The 26,766-nt window shown below is 42.7% G+C and carries 19 protein-coding genes and 1 pseudogene; 11 read left to right on the top strand and 9 right to left on the bottom strand.

What is annotated here, in order from left to right; genetic code table 11:
* Positions 1-16 precede the first annotated feature (16 nt).
* From CWC02_RS17480 to CWC02_RS21080, 5 genes are all read left to right on the top strand, one after another.
* Positions 17-904 (top strand): MipA/OmpV family protein, encoded by an 888-nt coding sequence (locus tag CWC02_RS17480; protein WP_138619594.1) that lies wholly within the window; start codon positions 17-19, stop codon positions 902-904.
* Positions 904-1,287, top strand: coding sequence for a DUF3019 domain-containing protein (locus CWC02_RS17475; protein WP_171043862.1), 384 nt, complete (start codon positions 904-906; stop codon positions 1,285-1,287). The genes CWC02_RS17480 and CWC02_RS17475 overlap by 1 nt, the downstream gene beginning before the upstream one ends.
* Positions 1,287-1,997 (top strand): response regulator transcription factor, encoded by a 711-nt coding sequence (locus CWC02_RS17470; protein ID WP_166341275.1) that lies wholly within the window; start codon positions 1,287-1,289, stop codon positions 1,995-1,997. The genes CWC02_RS17475 and CWC02_RS17470 overlap by 1 nt, the downstream gene beginning before the upstream one ends.
* Before the next feature lie 6 nt (positions 1,998-2,003).
* Positions 2,004-3,203: an ATP-binding protein gene (locus tag CWC02_RS17465; protein ID WP_138619592.1), complete on the top strand. Its 1,200-nt coding sequence runs from the start codon at positions 2,004-2,006 to the stop codon at positions 3,201-3,203.
* A 262-nt stretch (positions 3,204-3,465) separates the two neighbouring features.
* Complete coding sequence (locus CWC02_RS21080) at positions 3,466-8,406, top strand: S8 family serine peptidase (protein WP_138619591.1); 4,941 nt, start codon at positions 3,466-3,468, stop codon at positions 8,404-8,406.
* 60 nt (positions 8,407-8,466) lie between these two features.
* Here CWC02_RS21080 and CWC02_RS17455 read toward each other — a convergent pair whose 3' ends face one another.
* Positions 8,467-9,612 (bottom strand): acetyltransferase domain-containing protein, encoded by a 1,146-nt coding sequence (locus CWC02_RS17455; protein WP_138619590.1) that lies wholly within the window; start codon positions 9,610-9,612, stop codon positions 8,467-8,469.
* Positions 9,602-11,686, bottom strand: a complete 2,085-nt coding sequence (locus CWC02_RS17450; protein WP_138619589.1) for a TonB-dependent siderophore receptor — start codon at positions 11,684-11,686, stop codon at positions 9,602-9,604. The genes CWC02_RS17455 and CWC02_RS17450 overlap by 11 nt, the downstream gene beginning before the upstream one ends.
* A 279-nt stretch (positions 11,687-11,965) precedes the next feature.
* Here CWC02_RS17450 and CWC02_RS17445 point away from each other — a divergent pair, with 279 nt between their 5' ends.
* Entirely contained in the window at positions 11,966-12,211 is a 246-nt protein-coding gene (locus CWC02_RS17445) for a DUF3297 family protein (protein ID WP_171040424.1), read from the top strand.
* A 211-nt stretch (positions 12,212-12,422) separates the two neighbouring features.
* On the opposite strand, the gene CWC02_RS17440 is transcribed toward CWC02_RS17445, so the two are convergent.
* The 3 genes from CWC02_RS17440 to CWC02_RS17430 are packed head-to-tail and all read right to left on the bottom strand — an operon-like array spanning position 12,423 to position 13,848.
* Positions 12,423-12,836 (bottom strand): MerC domain-containing protein, encoded by a 414-nt coding sequence (locus CWC02_RS17440; protein WP_249364128.1) that lies wholly within the window; start codon positions 12,834-12,836, stop codon positions 12,423-12,425.
* A 45-nt stretch (positions 12,837-12,881) separates the two neighbouring features.
* Positions 12,882-13,349: a Fur family transcriptional regulator gene (locus CWC02_RS17435; protein WP_138619588.1), complete on the bottom strand. Its 468-nt coding sequence runs from the start codon at positions 13,347-13,349 to the stop codon at positions 12,882-12,884.
* Positions 13,342-13,848, bottom strand: coding sequence for a ZrgA family zinc uptake protein (locus CWC02_RS17430; protein WP_138619587.1), 507 nt, complete (start codon positions 13,846-13,848; stop codon positions 13,342-13,344). The genes CWC02_RS17435 and CWC02_RS17430 overlap by 8 nt, the downstream gene beginning before the upstream one ends.
* 140 nt (positions 13,849-13,988) lie before the next feature.
* Here CWC02_RS17430 and CWC02_RS17425 point away from each other — a divergent pair, with 140 nt between their 5' ends.
* The 4 genes from CWC02_RS17425 to CWC02_RS17410 all read left to right on the top strand — a co-directional run bounded on the left by CWC02_RS17425 (position 13,989) and on the right by CWC02_RS17410 (position 21,651).
* Entirely contained in the window at positions 13,989-16,418 is a 2,430-nt protein-coding gene (locus tag CWC02_RS17425; RefSeq protein WP_138619586.1) for a TonB-dependent receptor, read from the top strand.
* A gap of 28 nt (positions 16,419-16,446) precedes the next feature.
* Positions 16,447-17,820 carry a 5-methyltetrahydrofolate--homocysteine methyltransferase gene (locus CWC02_RS17420; RefSeq protein ID WP_138619585.1) on the top strand — a complete coding sequence of 458 codons (1,374 nt, stop codon included), beginning with the start codon at positions 16,447-16,449 and terminating at the stop codon, positions 17,818-17,820.
* A gap of 157 nt (positions 17,821-17,977) precedes the next feature.
* Positions 17,978-21,193 (top strand): S41 family peptidase, encoded by a 3,216-nt coding sequence (locus CWC02_RS17415; RefSeq protein ID WP_138619584.1) that lies wholly within the window; start codon positions 17,978-17,980, stop codon positions 21,191-21,193.
* A gap of 239 nt (positions 21,194-21,432) precedes the next feature.
* Entirely contained in the window at positions 21,433-21,651 is a 219-nt protein-coding gene (locus tag CWC02_RS17410; protein ID WP_138619583.1) for a hypothetical protein, read from the top strand.
* A gap of 19 nt (positions 21,652-21,670) precedes the next feature.
* Here the strand turns inward: CWC02_RS17410 and CWC02_RS17405 are convergent, their stop codons facing one another.
* The 3 genes from CWC02_RS17405 to CWC02_RS17395 all read right to left on the bottom strand — a co-directional run bounded on the left by CWC02_RS17405 (position 21,671) and on the right by CWC02_RS17395 (position 25,632).
* Positions 21,671-22,846: an alpha/beta hydrolase gene (locus CWC02_RS17405; RefSeq protein WP_502705409.1), complete on the bottom strand. Its 1,176-nt coding sequence runs from the start codon at positions 22,844-22,846 to the stop codon at positions 21,671-21,673.
* Positions 22,847-22,945: 99 nt separating this feature from the next.
* Positions 22,946-24,766 (bottom strand): glutamine--fructose-6-phosphate transaminase (isomerizing), encoded by a 1,821-nt coding sequence (gene glmS, locus CWC02_RS17400; RefSeq protein WP_138619582.1) that lies wholly within the window; start codon positions 24,764-24,766, stop codon positions 22,946-22,948.
* Positions 24,767-24,861: 95 nt separating this feature from the next.
* The gene (locus tag CWC02_RS17395) at positions 24,862-25,632 is read right to left on the bottom strand and encodes a DeoR/GlpR family DNA-binding transcription regulator (RefSeq protein ID WP_138619581.1); all 771 of its coding nucleotides are present in this window, start codon (positions 25,630-25,632) and stop codon (positions 24,862-24,864) included.
* A 155-nt stretch (positions 25,633-25,787) separates the two neighbouring features.
* Here CWC02_RS17395 and CWC02_RS17390 point away from each other — a divergent pair, with 155 nt between their 5' ends.
* A complete protein-coding gene (locus CWC02_RS17390) occupies positions 25,788-26,315 on the top strand; it encodes a sugar O-acetyltransferase (protein WP_138619580.1) in 528 nt (175 codons plus the stop codon).
* A 67-nt stretch (positions 26,316-26,382) separates the two neighbouring features.
* On the opposite strand, the pseudogene CWC02_RS17385 reads toward CWC02_RS17390, so the two are convergent.
* Positions 26,383-26,766 (bottom strand): annotated as a pseudogene (locus tag CWC02_RS17385) (tetratricopeptide repeat protein); the annotation flags it as partial.

Below are 26,766 nucleotides of genomic sequence, written 5' to 3'. Positions count from 1 at the left end.
TTTAGGTTGTTTATTTGTGACTGTTCTAGGTAGTTGCTCGCTTGGGCTACGAGTTTTATTTCTAATTAGTGCATTTTTCCTTTCACCAACGGCAAGTAGCACTAATTCTGCGTATTTAGCAGATGAAGGAGTAAGCCTTGGTGTAAGCTTAGGCTATGGTCAGCTCGCCAACCCGGTTTATAAAAAAGACGACATTCCTCTTTATGCCCTACCGCGTATTGAGGTATTCGCCGGTGACTTTTCATTTGCAAATACTCAGTTTGCTTGGACCCCCGTGTGGGGCAATAACTATCAAGTGTCGTTATTCACCCAACTTAATGAGGATGGCCTATATTTTACTAAGCATTCAGCTATATTAGCCGCGGTTAGAACAGCTAGCGGTCGCCCCTCAATGACGCCACCACCACCCGGTTCAGGTGTCGAAACACCAGTGGTGATAAAACGCCGCGGTGATATTACTAAAATATCAAAACGTAAACTGTCGGCCATGAGCGGTATTGAAGCAATCGTTGACTGGCAAAACTGGCGTTTTAGCGCGTATTGGTCAATGGAACTCACCAACTATCACAAAGGGTTACAAGGCGCATTGTCTGCACAGCGCTTGTTTTTATTTGATCAACATCTGGTTTTGCTCGGCGTAGAGTTACAGCATTTAAGTGCTGGTTTAGTGGATTACTACTATGGTAGTGCGTTGCAAGAAATGGGCGCTGGATTTAGCCCTTATTTAGGTCGCTCTAGTCAAAAATATAGCCTTAAAGCCAGTTACCAATATCAATTTAATCAACAATGGCAATTTATAAGCGATATAAAATACCAACGCTTATCATCAGGTATCGCCGATAGCCCCCTTATCAATGACAGCAACTTACTGTCTTTTTATGCTGGCTTTGCATGGAATTTCTAATGATGTTACTTAGCAAGCTTCTCTCATTTTTACTCATCTGTAGCCTCGTATATATCGACAGCACATTCGCAAAAGCAGGCTACATTGAAGTATCACCAGAAAACTGTGTGACGGCAGAGCAAGACTGTGTGATGGATGTCTCGATTAATTGGTACACCGAAGTCAGCAAAACAGTGTGCATTCGCGTTACTGATCAACAAATTAGACTATTCTGCCATAAACCAAGCCAAGGACAGAACTTTGCAATCACAGTGCAAAACAATCGCAACATTGTGTTAGAGCTACTCAGCGAACAGCTCGAACCCTTAGAAAGCACTGAAATTAGTTTATTCCACCAGCACGTAAAAAAACGTCGTCGTGATATCGCATGGAGTATTTTTTGATGAGCCAGCATACTATTTTATACATTGAAGATGATTTAAAACTTGCCCAGCTAGTTTCTAATTATTTAAGTAATCATGGTTATATCATTGAACATTTTGACAGTGGTTGCCATGCTTGTTACCAAGCAAGCAGTAAGAAATACGATTTAATTTTGCTAGATATTGGATTAGGTTCAGAAGATGGTTTTGAGGTATTTAAAGAACTAAAACAAGTCCAAGATACGCCAATTATTTTTATGACTGCAAGGCAGAGCCAAGTCGATCATATCACTGGCCTTGAACTAGGCGCCGATGATTACCTAACCAAACCCGTTTCCCCGTCAATTTTATTAGCGCGAATTAACAATACCATTCGCCGCAGCCTAGCTGTAAAGCCAACAAGTACCACTCACAACGCCCATAACATTCGCTTTGGTTCTTTAAGCATTAATACCATTCAGCGCGAGGCTTACTTGTATAGCCAACCACTTGAACTAACCAGTGCAGAGTTCGAAATACTGATCCAACTAGCTCAATCAGCTGGTCAGTTGGTCAGTCGAGACCAATTATTTGATGGCACCATTGGCCGTAAATACGATGGTCAAAGCCGCACTATCGATGGCCGCATTAGCCGCTTACGCAAAAAGCTCGGTGACGAAGCGGTGCCAGCACAAAAAATTGTAACTGTTTGGGGTAAAGGATATATTTTTTCTCCACAAGCATGGGGGTAATGCAGTTTGCTACGCCTATTTTGCTATTTGTATTTAACGCTAGCAGTTTGTCTAGGGAGTGCCGCTTGGTTACTAGAAACCTATTTTCCAAGCCCACCGAGCTACAGTACAGAACAGCAATTAGCAGAAAGCATCTTAAGCCTTACGCCCAATAATCCTGCTATTAAACACACACCTCTTGCAAACTTTTACCTTGGTGAACAACTACAGGCATCACTTTTAGCAGGTCAGGTAATTAGTGTTAACGATGCCAATAGCAACCTTTACTTTCATAAGTTAGCTGATGACAGGCACACCTTATTAAGCATTGGCCCCTACAGCCAGCCTGCTGATCAGGGTTATCAGTCTTTAGTGAGCCTACTGTTTTACTCTAGCCTTGCCTTAGCTGTGGTGATTTTTACAGGTCCACTGCTGTTTGACTTAAATAAGCTACGCAAAGCCAGTAGTAAAATATCTAACGCCGACTTTACAGCACAAGTGCACTTCACACGTTTTAGCCTGCTAAAGAGCATTGGCGATACTTTCGATAACATGGCATTAGCGCTTCATAACCGTAATCAAAGCCAGCGTGAATTAATCAATGCTGTTTCCCATGACTTTTTAACGCCTATATCGCGAGCTAAATTCGCCCTCGAAGCAGTCGTTGATAACAATGCTTATCGGCACAGTGTGTTGCAAGACATTATTGAACTTGAGCTATTAGTCGAAGAGTTTTTAACCTATGCCGAGCTTGAACAATGTGAACCCGCCTTGCTAGTGAAAGACTACTGCCCAGACGAACTATTACAGCCCTGCATTACTAAGTTCCAAAGCTATTGTCCTTTGGCTATTCGTCTTGACTGCGAATTAACAGCAATTTGCGTTGATAAACAAAGCTTTCAACGCTTATTGCAAAACTTACTCGGGAATGCGGTTCGCTTTGCTAAAACACAAATTCTTATCAGGCTTTCACAATGCAAAAACGGCACTTTGTTAGTGATTGAAGATGATGGTCCGGGGATCCCAGAACACAAGCGCGTCAGCCTTATGCAGCCATTTTCAAAAACCGCTTCGGTGCACCAAACAGGCTACCAAGGTGTTGGCCTAGGCTTATCAATCGTTAAGCAGCTGTGCCTGTGGAACAACGCCAAATTTAGCTTAGATAACGCACAAACCTTAAGCGGAGCAAGAGCAAGTATCCTATTTAGGCCCATCTTTCCTTTATAGAAATGTATCAATCTGTATCAAAGTGAACCATTTATTCACGCTTTATTGATGAAAACACATACATATTTAACTATTCAGCAAGGTTTTTAAGCGAAAAACCCAATATTTATAGCTTTTCGCCAAAACCGCTCGTTTGTTGGCTAAAAAAGATTTGTTATACCATAACATTTAGTTTGTCTTTCAATTCACATAACTACAAGCCAACTTGCTATTCCGCTAGGAATTGCCCCAAAAAAATAAAATCCATGGGAAGTTAGATCACATGTTCAATATGAAAAAAGTATCAGTGATGGTCGCATCTGCACTTTACTTAGGTGTAGGTACGTCTGCTGCTGCGCTAAATGACCAAGTATGGCCAGAACAGCCGGCAGGCTATGCGCCAAAACAAACCGTTAGCAATGAATTTGTGTGGGAAGAAAAGGTTAACAACACAGTTAAAAAACAAAGCCGCGTTTTCACACCAGAGAAAGATGTTAGTGGTATTCAAACTTATATCGTGCAACTAGACGATGCACCAATTTCGACTTACCAAGGTGGTGTTAAAGGGCTTGCGAGCACTAAAGATGTGGTAATGCAGACGCAACAAGCATCAACGCGCTCAACGCTTAATATGGCGCAGCCTGCTATTGCAACTTACGCTAACCACCTAGCAAGTAAGCGCCAATCAGTTGTTAATACAGCAATGAGCCAACAAGGCTTACAACTAAATGTTGAGCGCACATTTAATGTGACATTAAACGGTTTCACCACCAAAATGACACAAGATGAAGCGAAGCGCCTAGCTAAAGTGGCTGGCGTGAAGAAAATCACTCGCTCAAAAATCTACAGCCTAAATACCTTTAATACCATTGAACAAACAGGTGCTTCTGCACTTTGGAGCGCAAGTGCTAGCAATCCTAGCAGCAACAAAGGTGAAGGCACGGTTGTAGGTATCATAGATACAGGTATCAATACCGATCACCCATCATTCGCAGCAGTAGACGGCGATGGCTACACTCACACCAACCCACTAGGCGACAAGTACCTAGGTGACTGTGCAACCGCTGAATTTGCTGATCTGTGTAACGACAAGCTAATTGGTGTTTATTCTTATCCCGAGATCACCGCAGCTTATGTGGATTCGGTATTTGAAGAGACTCGCCCAGAAAATGGTGAAGACTATCATAGCCATGGCTCACACGTTGCTGGTACAGCAGCGGGTAATATCCTATACGATATTCCTTACAAACTGACTGAGTATGAAAGCCAATCATCAGGTTTAGAAACCAATGTAACTTTCCCGCAAGTATCAGGTATGGCACCCCATGCCAATATCATTTCATATCAAGTATGTTGGCCGGGTAATTCTGGCGACCCTTATGCAGGCTGTCCAACAAGCGCTATTTTAGCCGCCGTTGAACAAGCTGCTATTGATAATGTTGATGTACTTAATGCTTCATTAGGCGGTCTTGAAGAAGATCCATGGAGCGATCCAATTGAGCAAGCGTTCATGAATGCAGCCGAAAGTGGTGTATTTGTCGCTGTAGCGGCAGGTAACAGTGGCCCTGAGTATTCAACAGCCGATCACTCTTCTCCTTGGGTTACCACTGTTGCAGCATATAGTCCTGCAAGCAAAGTTAACTTTGGCAATAAACAACTTAAAAACTTAACTGGTGGTGATAATTCAGCGCCTGGTCCTTTTGAAGGTGCTGGTGTCAACTTTAACGAGTTAACAGGTTTAATTGTTGCTGCGACTGATTTTGAAAATCCGAATGAAAGTTCTAGCTATGCACTTGCTAACTGTGACAAACCATTCCCTGAAGGTACATTTGATTTAGTTGATGATCCTGCAACCGCTATTGACGAAAGCGCACAAGATGTCATTGTGGTATGTAAGCGCAGCTCTTATCCGTTATATTCTAAATCATTAAATGTACAAGCGGGCGGTGCTGAAGGCCTCATCGTGTATAACCAAAGTGCCTTTTATGATCGCTATACTATTCCTTCTATTTCCTACCCAATCCCTACAATACATATAAAAAATGTTGATGGTACAAGCTTACTAGAATGGTTGAGCGTAGGCGACAGCCACGTAGGCACCATTGAAGCAACCGAGGGCACCGTAGACGCAGTGGATAAAGACCGCATTGCTTATTTCTCTGGTCGTGGTCCATCATACTTTGGCTTTGATACTTTACTCGTTGATGTAGCAGCCCCTGGGGTCGATATTTACGCACCATCATCAGACGATCAACCGTTTACAAATAATCCTGCAACTTCAGATTGGCAATCTATGTCTGGTACATCAATGGCGAGCCCACACGTTGCAGGCGCGGCAGCATTGTTAAAACAATCTCATCCTGACTGGTCGCCAATGCAAATTCAATCTGCATTGATGTTAACTGCAAATAATCAGCTAGGAGTTGCTCAATACTTAAACAACTATGCAGACGATGGCTTTGATGCAGCACTTGCTGAAATGGGTGCGGGTAAAATGCAAGTTGAGCGAGCAGATAAAACAGGCTTATTGCTTGATGAAAGCATTGCTAACATGGCTGCTGCAAACCCAAGTCTTGGTGGCCGCGAAAAAGCATTAAACACGGCTTACATGGTTGATAATGACTGCGGCTTTAAATGTACATTTATCAGAACCTTTACAGCAACTGAAGACGCAAGCTGGACTCTACATACCGAAAATTGGATTGGTAACAGCAAAATAACGGTGGAGCCAAGCAGCTTTGATATCAGGGCTGGCGAAACACAAAGTATCATTGTTACTGTGGAAGCAAGCCAACAAGCAACGCCACAAGAGTTAATTGATTACACGGGCAATCAAGGTCAAGTCGTCATGACTTCTAATAACCCTGAGTCACCGATTCTAGAGATGCCAGTGTGGACATTTGCCGGTGACACCGGTTTACCTGAATTTATTCAAATTGACGCACACCGACGCTCTGCAACAATGAAAGTAGGACCTTTCAATACGGGTGAAATAAGCAACTTAACAACACAGTCATACGGCTTAGTAAAAGGTCAGGTTGAAACAGTACACCTATTCAACGACACCACACCAGGCGACCCATTTGATAGTGTTGATGTCGACGGTGAAGCTGTAAACAACAACCACATTCAGTGGACCACTGTACCAGAAGACGCAAAAATGCTGAGCGCCAGTGTTATGAATGAACAATCTCGCGTATTGGTATTTATGGGTAAAGATAGTAATGGTGATGGCATTGCGTCTTTTGAAGAAACGCTATGTATGTCAACTAGCTACACCCTAACTAACTTCTGTAACATTGTAGACCCTGAAGCAGGTGAATATTTTACTCTGTATATGAACTTGCAAAACTACGATTACGGTGAAGTAGATGAAGGAATAGAAGTTTCATTTGCAACCGCAATTACAACCTCTGACAATGGCTCACTTACTGTGACAGGACCAAGTAGCGTAGCAGGTTACGATAACTTTGAGCTTGACCTTGCATACAATTTACCTGATATGGAAGTAGGAGATATCTACTTCGGTGGCTTTGATATCGGTAGTAATCCAGAAGATATTGGCAATCTTGGTTTTGTACCTGTGATTATCGAGCAAGTTGATAAGGACGTTACTTTTACGGCGAGCAAAGAAAAAACATTTGTCGGTGATTTAGTCGACTTTGAAATTAGTGTCATTGCCAATAATGAGGATGAAGCACGTCAATTTGCGCTCAATACAGAATTCCCTAATGGGATCAATATTATACCTGATAGCCTTGTTGCAACACACTCAACGCCTGTTGAACCAGTGTTAGATAACAATATGCTTTCGTTAGTAGGCATACAAGAAACCACAAAAGATGTAGGCCGAAATTATAATATTACTACCAATATCACCGATGAAATGTGCTCATTAACCGCGGCTCATTCGCCTGATCCTCACTATTTAGAGCTAAGAGAACTTGGCTGGCGAACACTTGAGGGAGTTGAAGGTCAATATTACAATGAGTTTGAGTACTCGTTTAAAGAACTAATGAACACAGATCTAGATGTGTCATTTCCATTTTTTAATAAGTATCACTTTGATGCTATAAAGCTCAACCCCGCAGGCTTAGTAACATTTGGTTCGCAAGGTCGCACATCACCATTTCATGTTGACCTACCAGAAGGTTACACTCAGCCGCCTCCGCCGCCATACCTTATCGCTCCTTTCTGGGTTGGTGACAACATGATCCCAGAGCGTGTGGACGGTGGTTATGGTAATTATGATGCCAATGCGGGTATCACCCCTACTTACACAGTTTCACGTGAGTGGTTAGTACTTGAATGGGATAACATTCAACGCAGCAACACCGAAGGTCAACTTATTGATGTAGAGATGTTTATGCGAATGGGGATTGATTATGAACCAGGTGAGTATGAGCTACTATTTGCGTATGACAATATTAATCTAGCCGATGCTCAGGGCTCTATTGGCCTAAAAGCCGCTGATGGCAGAGCCTTCATAAGTGGTGACATACCCATAGATTTAAATATCGGTAACAAGCTAGGCTTTAATAATATGGATGAAGTCTTACACGACGACCTAGTTGTATGTCTTGACTACACAGGCCCTGAAATCTCTAAGTTTGACGTAAAATTCCAGGCTTATATTGGTGAACAAGCAGCAAACCAAACTCACCAACTAACCTTAGTGAACGGCTTAGAAGGTGCAGATGATGAAACCATCACCCTTGAGCTTGAAGTTATCGGTAACCTAGAAATGGCAGGCTTAACTGATATGTCGGTCGCAGAGAACGAAACGATTAGTTTTGACGTGCTTTATGCTGACGAAAACCAAGTGAGCAACCAAATCGAGGTGTTAGGTGAAAACTTCACGTATGAAGTATCTGGTCACACTTCAGGTAGCACTGTGACTATTACACCTGCGGCGCACTTCCATGGTGATATTGATGTAACAGTAAAGGTTAGCGACAACGTTAACCCAACTGATGCAGCAATGAGCTCATTTGTATTATCAGTGATGTCTGATGGTGAAGAGCTTGGCTGTACTGACAGCTCAGCAACTAACTATGATGAAAACGCCAATACTGACAATGGTAGCTGTACTTTCCCTGAGGCAGTAATCCCAGAGACAGAAATTGAAAAAGACAAGAAATCATCAAGCGGTTCATTCGGCTGGTTACTACTAGCAGTTGCACCACTGATGGCACTTCGTCGTAAAAGATCTCAGATTAACTAAGGACGAGTTAATTAGGATAGTTAAGTAATGCCGATATGCTTAGCATATCGGCATTTTTCGTTATAAATACTTTAACCAAGGCTTGTTAGCCTTACGCTTGTATTCACTAAACTTCTTGGTTGGCCAGTAAAGCCCTATTGCCAGCAACAAAGTAATAAACCAAATATCTGATATATCACTGACTCCTAAATATTGTCCTTGATTTGCCCCCCAGATCAGCATGCCTATTTGATACATAAATAGCAGTACATAGAGGTGGAAAATATAAAAGAACATAGGCACAGAACCATACACTCGGAGCGCATTCGTAAAGCGGTTGAGTGGTCTTTCAAATAACCACAAGCCTACAAACATGCCTGCTAACGTGATCAGCAAAAAGCTCAGTGACGGTGGGTACTTAGTCACGTTAAACACCGACATCATGGTTTCGGTTGTGGTACTAAACGTTTGCCATGGCAAAGTTTCACCATAAATATTAAAACCACGCAGCAGCGCAAATAATCCCACACATAACAGCGCTAACAGCAGTAATGCTCGTTTACGTGAATCCGCCGATTGAGTATGCGCATATAAAGGACCTGCACAGTAACCCAACAAAATTACGCCAATCCAAGGCAGCACTGGGTAGCTAATTTTGACGTCGATTAAACCGCCTTGTGATAGATAGCCTCGGTCATGCAAAATCGTCCACAGCGAGTAACCAAACTCATCGGGCGTAAAGCTGATTGGCGTCAGTAAGTTGTGACCAAATACAATAACTAAACCAAGCACCAGCAATAGGTTGCGTGGCAGCTTAATCAATGCTGCTAACACCAGCATACAAAGGCCAATCGCCCACATCACTTGTAGCCAAATGGTGTGGTAGTAACCCATCCACGAAAAACAAATCAGTGTCACTTCAAGGGCGATTAAAAACAGCCCTCGCTTGATTAAAAAGCTTCGTGCTGAACGCGCCACGCCACTTGCTGGATGACTATAAAGCCACGCCGACAAACCGGTTAAAAAGATAAAGGTTGGCGCACAAAAGTGCGCAGCAAAGCGGCTCCAAAAAAGCCCCGGCGAAGTTGTATCAACCACCATGGGATCGGCCACCTGCATGTGCAAGAAAAATCGCTCTCGCACATGATCAAGTAACATCAGCAGAATAACGACACCACGCATGATGTCGATACTGTGAATACGGCTTTTAACTTGCTCAGAAGTCATAACTTACGCCAAGTTTAAATTGCGTCGGCGCACCCGGGTAGGCCCACAATGCATTGTAAGAACTGGCAATATACTGTTCATCAAACACGTTATCAACATTCAATGATACCGTAGTACGTTCAGTCGCTCGCCATTTAGCAAATAAACCAACCGTTTGGTAACTCGGTAAACGGAAAGTGAGATCAGCTGGGTCACCTAAGCGGTCAGACACATATTGATAATGACCACCAATCTTTATTTCTTGTGCGAATAGATTTAGGTCATGGTTTAAGCCAATCGAAAGGTTATTCTTTGGTACGTTCACAAGCGGACTGCCCTTAGGAATTGGCACTAACCAGTCAACATTTAGACTGTCTGTTGCAGTCTCGGCATCCACATAGGCATAAGATAGGTTGTACTCGGTATTGTCACCCAATGAACCTGTTAAATCTAACTCAAAGCCTGTGCTATTTGCTTTACCTACAGGTGTTGAATAACCCACATTTACTGGATCTGCCACCAGCATGTTGCTCTTGCTCGCATCAAAATAAGCAAGCGTACCGCTGATATTGGCGTAGCTAAATTTAATACCCACTTCAAACGAGTCACTTTCTTCAAAACCGAATGGATTACCTTCGGCATCGGTGCCACTCAGTGGTAAAAAGCCTTCTGAATAGCTTGAGTAAAGGTTAACGTCGTCATTAAATGCGTAAACCACACCAAAACGTGGACTAATGCGGTTTTCTTTGCTGTTTGATGCCACACCAGACTTAGTTTCAAAAATATCTTGTTCAATTTCATCAAAACGCAGACCTAACATCACTTTTAAGTTATCGGTTAGATCGAGCTGATCTTGCAGATAAATACCGTACGCATTTTGTTGTTCGTTATTTTCGTACTGCATGCCCACTTCAGGGCCTTCAGTAGTGCTGTACTCTGGCTCATAAATATCAATGGTGTAAGTGCCATTACCACCACGGTAGCGATAAAGTCCAGTGCGCAGCTCATAGTCGTAACCATCAACACCAATTAGTACATGGTTAGTAATACCGGCAACATCAAAGTGACCGCTTAATTCAAAGCGCAACGATAAATCATCAGATTCATAGTCACGGTATCTGTGTTGGCGAGTTAAGGTTCTGCCATCATCAAATAATGACTGGCGCGATGGTGACAGCTCAGCATCTGACGAATAACCCGTTAACGTTGCAGTACGATAACTCGCACCTAATAACACGCTCCAATCTTGGTTTAGATCGTTGCTGTAATTTAATTGATGGCCGCGCGAGTGCACCTTAGTTGGTGCATCATTTGGGTTACCTAAAAAACGTGACTCAGGCACGGTATCAAAATCACCATTTAACACCACAATACCGCGGTCATACATTTGCTGTTGGTCAACATACTCAAACTCATAAGTCAGCGATGAGTTATCGTTGATTTGATAATAAAGCGAAGGCGTAATAACAAATTTGTCGTGGTGTACATAGTCTCTGAAGCTGTCGCTATCTTGCCATGCGCCATTAATACGAAACGCTAAATCATCTGTTAGACCATTGGTGTAATCACCTTGAATGCGCTTGTGATCATCGCTACCCAACTCAGCCTGAAGTTGCCCTTGCTGATAAAACTGTGGCTTTTTAGTAATAATGTTTACGGTACCACCCGGCTCTGAGCGGCCATAGAGTGCTGAGCCTGGCCCTTTTAATACTTCAATGTATTCAATGTTAGATACATCACGCGGGCCTGCAAAGCCGCGACCACCACTAAAACCGTTAACTAAATACCCAGACGGCATATTTTCGTTTCCTGACAAGCCACGAATTGAATAGCTATCCCACAGCGCGCCACCATTATTCTTGCGAGTAATACTGGCAGAAAAATCCAGTGCATCACGAAACTTAGTAACACCGTTATCAGTCATCATGTCTTTACTTAATGTGGTGATCGACTGCGGTAAATCTTTTGTTGGAATATCACCACGAAACGCCTGTTTGTGTTCAATGGTGATTGTTTCGATATCGCTGTTATCAGCTGCATGTGTATTCGCTGCAAACGCCGCAGCTAAAGCTAAACTTAGTGTTGAGTACTTCATAAGGTCTGATTATAGAAATTAAGCAAAATGATTTGTTATAAAATAACACAAATAAAAAATAGGTTATAGTATAACAATGCATTTTATTGCTAATTTTTAACCCGTCATTTTGACTACTACTTAACACACGACTTCGACAAAAGAGTGAAGCCATAGCCATGCGTGAAGAGCATTCAGAACAAGCCTGCGAGTAAACAATAAAATTGCCATGTAGATACTTGAGCCAATGCCAGCTATTGCCTACAATGGCGCACAATTTATTCAATGCAGATCGCGACTATGACTGATACACAAAAACCAGAATTACCAAACCAACTTTCTATCAACCCACGTAGTAAATTTTATGTGGAAGAAGTTTTCGAGCATGAAATTGGTGTAAAACTTAACGGCAAAGAGCGTTTTGACGTTGAAGAATACAATATCAGCGAAGGCTGGATCAAAATCGCTTCACCAAAAGCGCTTGATCGCCGTGGCCAACCTTTACTATTAAAAGTAAAAGGGACTGTAGAAGTATTCTACAAGTAAATCAGTTTTACTGAACAAGCGTGTTGGTCAATCACTTATTGGCCGACAAGCTTGTATGTAGGGCCTGCTTATAAACTTCTATTGCGGGAATAAAGGCGGTGATCACCGCTGCAATCGTTATCATCAACACTAATTCAAGTATCTGCCGATTAAAAAGCTCTCCAATTAAAGTCATCAGTTAAACACTCATTACTCAATTTTATTCTGCAACCTATCGCTGTTCGCTAGGACAAGGGCAGTGTTCATCTACTTTTGTATTACATAAGCGAAAATTAAACCAATGCCCTGCAATCACAAATAATGAACCTAATAAGGTCAGCACTTTCTCGCCAGCTTCACCAATGATATTTTCGCCTAATACTACAGCCGACAATAATAGAGCAAGACCCACAATCCCCAGTATTAATAATTGATATCGTTTATGTTTTTTACACCCTAAAAATAGCGCTAATAAGCTACTTGGCAACACAGCTGCCAACATCCAAAAATGAAATTGTTCATTACCTAAACCCAGTGCAGCGGCACTTGGTAATAAAACTAATAATACTGGCACAGCTAAGCAGTGAATCGCACACATAGCTGATAACCCGATGGCAAACTTATCCATCATTAATTGTAATTTCACTGAAAAATTCCTAAAAAATAGAACACATGAATTAAAAAAAGTGCATCAAGCAAGTTTAGCTTGGCACTCACTACATACTCCCATCATTTCAAATTGCTTTGTTTGTGAGGTAAAGCCCACATCAGCAAAGTGAGGGAAAAGCTTTGCAACATCACTTTGTGAAACCGCTAAAGTCTCCACTTTTTGGCAATGACGGCAAATCAAAAACAAAGAAATCTCACGCTTAAGAACCTCACTGTCGGTACCGTAAGCAATATATTTGTTAGCACTATTAAGCCTGCGAACAAGGTTTACCGACTCCAAAAAGCTCAAGATTCGATAAACAGACATAACAGATACACTAGAGCTTGTGCGCAGCTTGTAGCAACTGGCCAACTCGTATGCTGATAGCGGCACGTCTGTGGTTAGTAATATTTGCAGTATCTGCTTGCGCTGAACGGTGAATTTTCTGCCATGCTCAAGGCAAACCTGCTTTGCTTTATTAAGTGTGCTGGTTAATCGCTGTTTATTCATGCGGCCACTCAATATAAGGCTTTGTTGCAGTCAGCTCTGCTATACCTTGCGCTTGCTCTGTGATCCACTGCGCCTCGATAACAGATATGGCTTCAGTCCATGCAAATAGAGTCACAGTGACTTTAGAAACGGGCTTATCACAGCTAAACGAGTATTCAACTTCAAGGTCTTGATGTGAATGATGAGTGTGATGCTCAAATGGGTTTTCAAATTTAGCATGAATAAGCTTACATTCGCCGTTAAATGTCACTAGCTGCTGTGAATTTGCTAATTGGGCTAATGTTTTTTTAATAGTTTGCTTTTGCTCAGCTGTCTCGGGCTGATGCTCAAAGCCAAAAATATCTCCAGCCGGTAAAATGAACTTAACCTGCCATTTATCTTGATCATGAACCACAAAAAGCACTCCCTCACCATGTGAATGGTGATGGTGTTGATGCCCTTGAGCTGAAAAAATACATCCAACCATAAAGCATATCACTGCCAACTTTGCTGCTTTCATAACCCGAACCACTCCATTTACCTCACTATAAATATGCTGTTACAAAAAAGAATAAAACTCATTCATCGATTCACACTTGATACATTATAACAATTAAAGCACAATTGATACATTATAACGTACTAAAAGAGTGGTAACTAATGAATAACATATCAAAAATAGCTGTCGTCATAGCGACGTTATTACCAGCCAGTGTCTTGGCGCAATCAATCAAAGGCGTTGTGTTAAATAACCAAGGCAAAGCGGTTGCAAATGCCACCGTTGACCTTGAAGGCTCTGATCAAAAAGTAACAACCAATGACAAAGGTGAGTTTGAAATCAGCGGCTTAAATAACGGCTTAAAAGAGCTACATATTTCAGCGCCAGGTTATGCTCACTTACATCGAGATATCACACTTGCCAATGACCAAGACCACAGCGCAACCTTTAATCTAAAGCGCTCACCGATTGAAGTGATTGATGTTGAAGCAACGCCGATTCATATGTCAGCGATGGAATCTGCCTCACCTGTTAGTGTGTTATCTGGCGAACAATTACGACGCCAACAAGCATCAACGCTTGGCGATAGCCTCGAAAAGCTGCCTGGCGTTAACACAAACTTTCATGCCAAGGTTGCCAGTACCCCTGTGATCCGTGGTTTAAGCGGCCCACGTGTTTTAATTACGCAAAATGGCTTAGATGTCAGTGATGTGTCACGTGTTGGCCCTGATCACTCAGTGGCATCTGAAGCATCAACAGCGCAGCAAATTGAAGTATTACGTGGCCCAGCAACTCTTTTTTATGGCAGCGGTGCAATTGGTGGTGTCGTCAACGTAGTTGATAGTCGCGTACCAACAGACAGCACAACACGTGGTGAATGGAACCTAGAACATAACTCTGTAGATGAGCAAAAAGTTGCTTCGTTTAATGCCACCACAGGGACAGAGTCATTTGCCTTTTATGCTGATGCATTCTGGCGTGAATCAGACGATTACGAAGTACCTGTTGCCGCCGATATTGACGACACAGAGCACAGCTCAAAGTACGTAGTAGAAAACAGTAATGAAGACTCAGATGGCTTTACTTTAGGCACTAGCTATTTATTTGAGCAAGGTTACCTTGGTGTTGCGGTTGAGCAGTTTAACCGCCAATACGGTATTCCTGGCCATACTCATGGTGAAGAAGAAGAGCATGAAGGACATGACCATGAAGAGGAGCACAGCGAAGAAGAAGCCGTTTTTGCTGATCTTGAACAAACCAAAGTTCAGCTACTTGGTGAATACAATATCGACAGTGAATGGCTAAGCAAAATTAACTTACGTGCGGGCCACACTGACTACGAACACGCTGAAATCGAACACGGTGCAGTAGGCACAACCTTCAAAAACGAAACCAATGAGCTGCGCGTTGACATTCTGCATAGCCAATTTGATGAGTGGAATGGTGGCGTTAGCTTTCATTACAAAAAAAGTGATGTAGAAGCACAAGGCTCTGAAGCCTTCACCCCTCCGTCTGTTACTGAAAGTATTGCTTTTGCAATTATGGAAGAAAAGCATTTTGGCGATTTTTTAGTGCAATTAGGTGGCCGTGTTGAGCGAGTTACTATTGATGCTAACAATGTGCTTTTACCAGACATTGGCGCCCATGCACATGATGAAGACGGTGATGAGCACGACCACGGTCATGATCATGGACACGAAGAATCAAACTACACACGTGTATTTGATGTCGCCCAAGAGTTTACACCGGTAAGCATATCAACAGGGGTGGTATGGGATTTTACACCGGGTTATAACCTAGGTTTATCGGTATCGCGTTCTGAACGTGCTCCATCTGCTTCTGAGCTGTTATCTTTCGGCCCACACATTGGTACTGCAACTTATGAAGTTGGTGCGCTATTTGACACTCATGATGGTCATTTTGAGCTTTCAGAAGACGCTATCGATTTAGAAACGGCAAATAATATCGACCTGACATTCCGTAAAACCGAAGGTGATATTGGCTTTATCTTCAATGCGTTTTACAACCAAGTAGATAACTATTATTACCAGATCAACACAGGTCTATACGCAGAAAGTGGCCATGATCACGACCATGGCGACGAACATGCTCACGAAGATGAGCACGATCATTCATCTGAACTACCGGTTTATTTATTTAAAACAGACGACGTGGTTTTACATGGTTTTGAAGCGCAAGTTGCTTGGCAGTTAACCGACGAATTTAAAGTCGACTTATTCTCTGATTATGTACGCGCTCGCCTAAAAGACGGCGGAGATTTACCGCGTACTCCACCACTGCGTTTTGGTACTGAGTTTAGCTATCAAACCGAAAACCTAACGGCAAATATTCACGTTACGCGCTACCAAGAGCAAGACCGCATAGCACAAGAAGAAACCACAACAGACGGCTACACCCTTGTTGATGCCAGTATTTCTTATGACTTATCGGTATTGAACCAAGACGTCTCACTTTACCTAAAAGGCACTAACTTAACGGACACAGAAGCCCGCGTTCATAGCTCATTCTTAAAAGATATTGCACCACGTCCTGGGCGTAGTTTTGCGCTTGGTGTTCGCGGCTACTTCTAAAACAAAATTACAAATAAAGGAAACCTACATGACACACTTATTTAGATTAAAACTATTGGCACTGGCAATTAGTAGCACCCTGATCACCGCATGTGGTGATGCAGAAACAAATATTGTTGAGAAAGATCCTATTGAGGTTCCAGACGACGGTGGTGATGACCATGATCACGATCATGACGATGGCTATACCATTGACTCAATGGGTCGTTTAGCGGTTTTAGCAGCAGATAGCAACGAAGCGAATATTTTTGATTTAGATGACGACTCGTTACTAGAAACGTTTTCGCTTACTCATGAATCAAGCTCACTAAATGTTTCACCAAGCTACCGTTATGCGGTTATTGCTAACCGTAACCAAGATTACTTAGGTTTTATCGATGGCGGTTTATGGCGTGAAGATCATGGCGAGCATTTACATGACTATAAACAAGGTCCAGCATTTAGTGACTACGAGCTAACAACTGGCAGCCGCCCTACTCACATCGTTAAACATGATGGCCAAATGGCCGTGTTTTACGATGGGAATGCCGACGCAGGTACAGTTGCTTCTGTAGAAGTGTTAACCGATAACGACATTACTAACGAAACCGCGACACTTGCTGGTATTCAGTACGACATCAATATGCACGGTGTTGCAGAGCCACGTGGCGAGCACCTAGTTGCAACCTTGCGTCGTGCTGATAGCGAAAGCACTTCAAACGCTAAAATCCTGCCGGATCAAGTGGGTGTTTTCCACCTTCATGACGGTGAATATGAGCTTGAACAAACATTTGAAGTTACTTGCCCAGATTTACACGGTGCAGCGCAAAACCATGATTATGTAGCATTTGGTTGTGGTGACGGTGTACTAATAGCCCACCAGCATGACGATGAATACCATGCAGAAAAAATCGCCAATATAGATGCGCTAGGTGATACACGTATTGGCACATTATATGGCCATGAAGGTAGCGAAAGCTTTATTGCAATTGCATCGGGTGTACTTGTAAGTATCAATCCAAGCGAAGCTGAAATGGAAGTGCTTGAGTGGCAACTTGATGAAGGCGCAAGTGCTGTATCTTACTCATTCTCAGCAAGCGGAGAGCACTTTTTAGTACTTGATAGCTTAGGCTTTTTAAACGTGCTTGAAGCCCATGAGCACGACGGCCACATGCACTGGGAACTTGCTGGTAAAGTAGATATCACTGAAGAAGACGTAACAACAATGCCAGAAGGCATGAACTTCAGCATGACTGTGTCACAAAATAGTGAGTTTGCTTACGTTGCTGATCCTATCGCTCAGCACGTACTTAAAGTACATATCGAAGACCTTGAAATTGAAGGTGATCTTGAACTGACTTTTGCACCAAAAGCCATCACTTGGTTAGGTATCGCAGAAGAAAGTGACGATCACGACCACTAAGAAGTTGTGTTTTATGGTATTACATAGCTCGCAAAGGTTGGCATTTAGTGCCAACCTTTTTTTATTCATATTTTGTAACAGACTTTCATCGCAACTGCATCGCTATTTAAAACTGAATTGTTATGATGTAACAGTTCCCAGAATAGGATGTAATCCCATGAAAAAACTAACAACGTTGGCACTGGCCATGGCTGCGACACTGGCACCTTGGGCATCAGCTTACGAAACTAAAGACACGCGTTTACTGCGCTTTCCAGATATTCATAACCAAAACGTTACATTTGTGTATGGTGGCGATATTTACATTGCTAATACGCAAACAGGCGAGAGCAAACGCTTAACCGACCATATTGGCTTTGAAACCTTCCCTAAGTTTTCACCTGATGGTAAACGCATTGCCTTTGCAGCCGAGTACAATGGCAGCCGCCAAATTTATGTAATTAACAGCGATGGTTCAGGCTTAAAACAACTGACTTACTACAACGATGTTGGCCCAATGCCACCACGCGGCGGTTTTGATTATCGTGTTCTCGATTGGACACCAGATGGCAAAAATGTAGTATTCCGTGCTAACCGCACACCGTGGGGTAAACGTATGGGTCGTCCATATAGGGTGCCTGCTGACGGTGGCCTTGAGCAGCCTCTGGCTATTCCAGAAACCGGCGGCGGTATGCTTTCGCCAGATGGTAGTAAATATGTTTACACGCCTATTGACCGTGAATTTCGTACTTGGAAGCGCACCCGTGGTGGTCGCGCACAAGATGTCTGGGTTTACGATCTAAAAAACAATACCTCAGAGCAGCTAACTACTAACCGCGCTACCGATCAGCAACCAACCTGGGTTGGCGACAACATTTACTTTGTATCTGACCGTGATTACACCCTTAACCTGTATCAATACCAAAAAGGCGCAGAGCCTAATAAGCTGACCAACCATAAAGACTTTGACGTACTGTGGCCATCAGCTGGCCCAAATGCTGTTGTTTATGAAAATGGTGGTTTCCTTTATCGCTTTGATCCAAAAACTCAAAAAAGCAGCAAGCTGAGCATTAACATTGCTGGTGTGCGTCAATACGCAATGCCGTACACAAAAAATGTGAGTGACTTTATCGACTCAATGTCGATTTCTCATGATGGTAAGCGTGCACTCTTTACTGCCCGCGGTGAGCTATTTAGCGTACCGGTTAAACAAGGCCCAACACGTAACTTATCTTACACAGCAAAAGGCCGCGAAATTGACGCAAGTTGGTCGCCAAATGGCCGTTATATTGCTTATATGAGCGATGAAAGTGGCGAATACGAAATTTACTTAAAAGACCGCAGTAAAAATAATGCCACCAAGCAGCTAACCAGCAACGGCACTATTTGGCGTTTTACACCTATTTGGTCACCAGATAGCTCAAAACTATTATTTGCAGATAAAAACCACACACTCTGGTGGATAGATGCAAAATCAGGTAAACAACACAAAATTGATACCAGCATCTACGATGAAGAAGGCATTCGCCAATATACTTGGTCGCCAAATAGCGAAGACATTGTGTATGTGAAAAACAATGAAAACCGCTATGCCTCACTGTGGCACTACAATGTTGATAAAAAGAAAGTGACTCGCTTAACGGATGAAATGACCAATGAGCAAAACCCAACTTTCTCTCCTGATGGTCAATACCTGTATTTTAGTTCTGAGCGCGACTTTAATTTAGCCTTTAGCAGCTACGAGTTTGACTACATGTTTAATCGTGCAACGCGTATTTATGCCGCAGCCGTAAATGACAGCATCAAACCACTTATCGCACTACAAAGTGATGAAACAGCGATCGTCAGCGATAAACAAAAAGATGACGACAAGAAAGCTAAAAATACCCTGCAAAGCAGTGACTTTATGCAGCGTGTAACCGCTTTAAATGCGCCAGCTGGAGATTATCGCGGTTTAACGGCAGTAAAGGATGGCGTGCTAACACTGGCTAATGGCGGCCTACAATTGATAGGCACAGCTCACGACAGCGAGCTTGAAACCGTGGCTAAAGGGGTTCGTAGTTATACTATTTCGAGCAACGGTGAACACCTGTTAGTACATGCGGGTAACGATTACAGCTTAATTGAGCCTAAAGCAAAACAAGACCTAGCAGCGAATAAGCTAGATCTTAGTAACATGACCTTAAAAATTGAGCCACAAATTGAATGGCAGCAAATGTATGTTGAAGGCTGGCGTACATTACGTGATTGGTTCTACGATGAAAACCATCACGGCCAAGATTGGGACGCAATTTTAGCTAAGTATCAACCTATGGCTGATGCAATCTCACACCGTAGTGACCTAGATTACATTCTCAGTGAAATCGCAGGTGAAATTAACTCAGGCCACATTTATGTGCAGTCGGGTGATATGCCAAAAGCAGAGCGTAAAAAGCACGGCTTATTGGGTGCAAAACTTGCCAGCGATCCATCAGGATACGTAAAAATTGAGCAGATCTTCCAAGGTGAAAACTGGCATGAAGACTTCCGCTCACCACTTGGCACAACAGGGGTAAAAGCACATAACGGCGACTACATCATTGCCGTAAATGGCCGCTCAGTAAAAGACGTCGCTAACTTCTACGAACTACTAGAGAACACTCAAGGTGAGCAAGTTGAGTTAGTTCTTAACAGTAAGCCGCGCAGCAAAGGTGCATGGCAAGTTACCGTTAAGCCTGTAGCCAGCGAGCAAGGTTTGCGTTATTTAGACTGGGTTAACTCTCGTGCAGCCTACGTTGATAAGCTATCAAATGGCCGAATTGGTTATGTTCACTTACCAAATACAGCCTACGAAGGTAACCGCGCCATATTCAAAAACTACATGCCGCAAACCACCAAAGACGCCATGATTATTGATGACCGATACAATGGCGGCGGCTTTATTCCTGAGCACATGATCACCTGGCTTGCCCGTAAACCGCTTAACTATTGGAAGCGCCGCGGTGTTGAGCCAACGAAAACACCACAATTTGCTCATGATGGTCCAAAAGCCATGCTGATCAATGGTTACTCAAGTTCTGGCGGTGATGCTATTCCTTACTACTTCCGCCAAGCGGGGTTAGGTAAGCTTATTGGTACCCGTACTTGGGGTGGATTAATTGGTATTTCAGGTAACCCAAGCCTTGTCGATGGCGGCCAAGTTATCGCGGCAACATTCCGCATTTTAGATAACGATGGCAACTGGATCATCGAAAACGAAGGTGTCACTCCAGATATCAAGGTTGTTGACCGCCCAGAGTTAATCTACCAAGGTAAAGATCCATCGATTGAACGTGCCGTAGAAGAGCTATTAAAAGAGCTAAAAGACAACCCGAAAAAGCCACTCACCGTGCCACCAGCACCGACTGACTTTTAATTCTTAACTGGTTGTTAAAAAGCAAAAAACCCCGCTGCAATGCGGGGTTTATTTTTACTAAATATCTAATATTCAAACTTGTATATACAAACTAATACACATTACTTGTTCTAAATTTTTGGTGCAGTTTAATATTTATCCAAACTAACACAACGTGAAAAGTGTGCAATTAAGCGCCTATGGGTTGTCATCTAGAGAAAATTTGAGCAATCAAAAATGCCTTAAAAATAATAACAAGAGTGACTGCAAGGTTACTCAAAAAGGATACAGCTCATGTTAGCAGCGCAGCTGAACTACCAAAAGCGATTGATGCCGCCTTTCAATCTGCGGTGAGTGCGAAAACTGTGCCGGGCATTACTGTCGCGGTGACTGTGGTTAAAAACGTTAATGGTGATAACAGCGCAGATGTATTTGCGCTTGCCCTACAAACCCTAAGCTATTATCACCAAGACCATTGATTTGTTTAAGGCAGCTTAATTATAGCTGCCCTTGTAACCTCGTTTTTGTCTCTTTTAAGTAATCTGGGTAGGGATAAGAGTCATCGGCAACAGCGATTGCAGCCTCAATTTGAACTAATGCTTGGCGAACATTACCTTGCATTTCATAGCCATATGACAAAGCTGACAGTGCATACGCTGATTTAGGGTAGTTTTTGATATTGTACTTAAACACCTCAATAGCCCGCTCAAATTGCTGGTTATCCGTTAAGCTGTAACCCAGCATCCGAACAGCGCGGTCTGGTGGCGCTATTTGCTCACCCCATTGCTGAGATAAACGTTGATAATAAGCATCAATTGATGAAACATCATCGCCTAGTGCACTCAAAGGCATATGTTTAGATAAAAATAAGCCATGGTACGCATTAAATGCCCCAGCGGCTGAGGTTAGGTTATGTGAAACGCCTGCAAAGGCATCGCTCTTAAAGCGCAAATTTTGCACCTTACTATTTTGCACTGTTTGCTGCATATTATTGTATCTTTCGCGCATAATGCCGGCTTCTTCGCCGATATTCATATATACATAGCTGTTAATACTTTTGGCTTTAGTAACAAAGGTATTTAAACTTTTAGCCGGGGCGCCATAGTTCCACCATACCGCAGGGCTATAAGCAATGTGCGCTTGAAATAACTCAGGATCAGCCTGCATAGCATAAAGAGCAAATACACCCGCAGCTGAGGCTCCTGCAATAACTCTATAATCATGCGTACGATACTGTTTATTAACCAAAGGCATCAGTTCTTGCTCTACGAAAGCTAAAAACTTTGCTGCACCACCGCCTTCGCCAACAGGCCCTTGTGGTTCTTTGTTCACTGTCGGATAAAAATCTCTAAGTCGATTAGTGCTTTCAATCGCAACTACAATCACCTCTGGCGCTTGATCATTTTCTTGTAAGCGCTCTAGCACAGCATTAATCAATGGTAAATTACCAGCCCCATCCAAACGATAAATAACGGGATACTTTTTGTTTGGATGTGTTTGATAGCTTTTAGGTAATTGCACAACGACAGTGCGTTGCTCACTAAGATTGCTTGATTCGATAGTATGCGTATGCTGGCTGTAATGTGTAACCGCATCATCTGCAGCGGGTTGAGCCATTACATGACTAGTACAGAGTAAAAAACCACTAATACAGAATAACTTAAATAGTCGCACGACTTATCCTTAAGAAAAATTGGTAATTTTTTAAGCTAACAGAATTACTGGTACAAAAAAAGGCGCATATTGCGCCTTAATAAAAATAAAACTCTTAACTTACTCAACCGTTACCGATTTTGCTAGGTTTCGAGGTTGGTCTACGTCGGTGCCTTTAATGACCGCGACATAGTATGAAAGCAGCTGTAACGGAATTGTATATACAACTGGAGCAATCACGTCATCCACATGGTTTACGTTGATTACACGCATTGTTTCGTCAGATTCAAACGCTGAATCTTTGTCTGCGAATACATAGATAATACCGCCACGGGCACGTACTTCTTCTACGTTTGATTTAAGCTTTTCAAGTAGCTCGTTGTTTGGTGCCACAACAATGATTGGCATGTCGGCATCAATCAACGCAAGAGGACCATGCTTAAGCTCACCCGCTGCATATGCTTCGGCGTGAATGTATGAAATTTCTTTCAGCTTAAGCGCACCTTCCATCGCGATTGGGTATTGTGAGCCACGACCTAAGAATAGTGAGTGGTGCTTATCAGCAAACTCTTCAGCTAAATCTTCAATCCCTTCAGCAAGCAGTAGTGCTTCTTCTAACTTGTTAGGAAGTGTTTTGATTGCATTCACAATCGCACTTTGATCTAGGCCTTTTTCTTGGGCAATAGATGCCGTAAGCATTAATAAGCCAACAAGCTGTGTGGTGAAGGCTTTAGTTGATGCAACACCAATTTCAGCACCGGCTTTAGTCATAAAGGCTAAATCAGATTCACGTACTAACGATGAACCCGGTACGTTACAAATGGTCATTGACGCCATGTAACCTTGCTGTTTTGTTAGACGCAGTGCAGCAAGCGTATCGGCTGTTTCACCAGACTGTGAAATGGTCACAAGTAAGCTGTTTTCATGTACAAATGATTCGCGGTAACGGAACTCAGAAGCAATCTCAACATTACAGCTCACGCCAGCAAATTGTTCAAGCCAGTAACGAGCAACCATACCTGAGTGGTATGAAGTACCACAGGCAATAATTTGCACGTGTTTTACGTCTTTAAAGATTTGCTGAGCACTTTCGCCAAAGGCATCAATCGCTACAGTGTCATTAACTAAACGGCCATCAAGGGTGTTACGTACAGCAAGCGGCTGCTCGTAAATTTCTTTCAGCATGTAGTGACGATATTCGCCTTTACCTGATGCATCTTGCGTAATGTTTGATTCAATCACTTCGCGTTCAACTGCATCACCATTTGCATCAAAGATTTCTACACTGTCACGAGTAATACGAGCAACATCACCTTCTTCAAGGTAAATAAAGGTACGTGTAACAGGTAATAGAGCAAGTTGGTCAGAGGCAATAAAGTTTTCGCCAAGACCTAAACCAATCACCAGTGGGCTACCAGAGCGCGCTACGATGATTTCGTTGTCGTTCGCTTTATCAAAAACAACCGTACCAAATGCACCTTCAAACTGCTTCACAGCAGCCTGTACTGCAGCTAAAAGCGTATCGTGTTGTTGGCGAAGTTGGTGAATAAGGTGCACCATAACTTCAGTGTCTGTTTCTGATAAAAACTCATAACCGTCGCCTTTAAGCGCATCACGTAGGCTGGCATGATTTTCGATAATACCGTTATGAACAAGGGCAATTTCGCTATTCGAAACATGTGGGTGAGCATTCGCTTCAGTTACGCCACCATGAGTTGCCCAGCGCGTATGCGCGATACCAGTAGTACCATTAACTGCTGCATCGTTAAGTGCCGCTTCAAGGTTAGCAACCTTACCCACTGTTTTTACAGTGTTAAGCTCAGTACCTTTAAGTAAAGCCACACCAGCTGAGTCATAGCCACGGTATTCAAGGCGTTTAAGGCCTTCAACAAGAATTTTATTTACTGGGCGTTCTGCAATAGCCCCAACGATTCCACACATAATTTCTCCTTTTGCACATGCCAAAGCGCTCTACTTTGGGCGGTATGTGTTGTCATAAATGATGCGTAATAAGGTGTTGTCGGTCTTATTACGGGTTATTCAATTTCTGCACAGATCAGCTGTACACCACATGCTGATATCGCCTCGCGCTTATCTGCGCTTAGGTTGTTGTCTGTGATAACAGTGGTTACACGCTGCCAAGGCAGTTCTAAATTCGGTATTTTTCGGCCAATTTTTTCTGACTCTACCAGCACCACTACTTCACGGGCTGCTTCAGCCATCACTTGGCTAAGCCCCACTAATTCATTGAAGGTTGTAGTACCTCTATCAATATCAATGCCATCGGCACCAATAAACAGTTGGTCAAAGTCGTAAGAGCGTAGAACATTCTCTGCAACTTGGCCCTGAAACGATTCTGAATGTGGATCCCAAGTTCCGCCGGTCATCAAAAGTGTTGGCTCATTTTCTAATGAAAGCAGTCGGTTAGCGACATTAATAGCATTTGTCATCACCACTAAACCACGCTTTTTGGCAAGCTCAGGTATCATCGCTGCTGTAGTGCGACCGCTATCAATGATGATGCGGTTATGATCTTTAATAAGCTTTGCAGCCGCCTGTGCGATTGCCATTTTGCGAAGCGAGTCGCTTTTCTCGTTGCTATTTGCAACGATTTCTTGCGGCAATGCAATAGCGCCACCGTAGCGGCGTAGCAACAAGCCACTTTTTTCTAGAGCTGTCAGATCTTTACGTATCGTCACTTCAGAAGTTTGAAACTGCTCTGCTAACGCTTCAACAGCAACTTCACCAAGTTCATTCACTTGGCTTAAGATAGTATGGCGACGTTGTTGAGTGTTTCGTTTTGTCATAAAGTGAATTACATAAGTTTCGTTTCGAAAGTTGTGAGATTTTAAACGAAACAATATAAATGGCAAGTGAATGATCGTTAACCTACACAGCTTTAATTTTGATCTTCATCACCAACACGCTAAGCTATTGGCAAATATAACCATGAACATGCCCCATGAAAGAGTTTAATAGCCTCGATAAGTCCTTACTCGAACAACGAAAAAATGCCCATGAAGTTTGCCGTTTATTTGCCAAAAGCCCAAGTAAAGGCAATTTAAAACGACTAAAAGACATGTTTGCTCACTGTGGCGAGCAGGTTGTTATTGAAGCTGGTTTTCATTGTGATTATGGCAGTGGTATTAAAATAGGTGATCGAACCTTCATAAATATTAACTGTACTATGCTCGATGCACCGCTAACTGATGCGCAAATTACGATAGGCGATGACTGCTTAATAGGCCCTAATGTGCAAATACTCGCGGTATCGCATGCAATAAACCCAACCGAGCGTTTAGCAAAAGCTAATTTTGCAGCGCCGATTAGTATTGGCAACAATGTATGGATTGGTGCAGGCGCTATTATACTTGCGGGTATTAAAGTTGCTGATAATGCCGTGATTGGCGCAGGGGCTATAGTTACCAAAGATGTCGCGGCAAATACTCTAGTAGCAGGTAACCCCGCGGTGAAGGTTAAAGACATTTAACTCTCATACCAACGCGCTAAAGCACGTCCTACGTAGGTTGTCATTTATGGCGCTAAAAAGGAAAAGACTAGCTTACAATACCTAATTCAACCCTTAATTGCTCAATATCTTTATGTTGCTCAAAATACTGCACAACAGCTTGTATTTGTTGCTGCTTTTTCCCTTCAAAATTATCGGTTAGGTAATCTTTAATCTCACTAAAGTTCCACGCTAATTTTACGTCCGTTGGGATTCTGGTTAAGGCAGTAAAAACCTCTTCAATCGTTTTATCGTCAAGTAAAAAGCGAATAAACTGCATCACGGCTAAGTTCTCTGGGTTATCTGAATGTTTTTCTGCCTCTACAACACGATTAAGGACTTGTTCAGGCATTTCATAAAGTAAAGCCAGTTCAGCTATATTTGCTCTTGAGTTAGTTATAATTTTTTGAACCTCTTCATTCGATGAGTCTTT

The organism is Pseudoalteromonas sp. S2721 (assembly GCF_005887425.1).
Classification (GTDB): Bacteria; Pseudomonadota; Gammaproteobacteria; order Enterobacterales; family Alteromonadaceae; genus Pseudoalteromonas; species Pseudoalteromonas simplex.
Note: the sequence above shows the minus strand (reverse complement) of the source record. Positions and strands in the feature narration are given on the sequence as shown.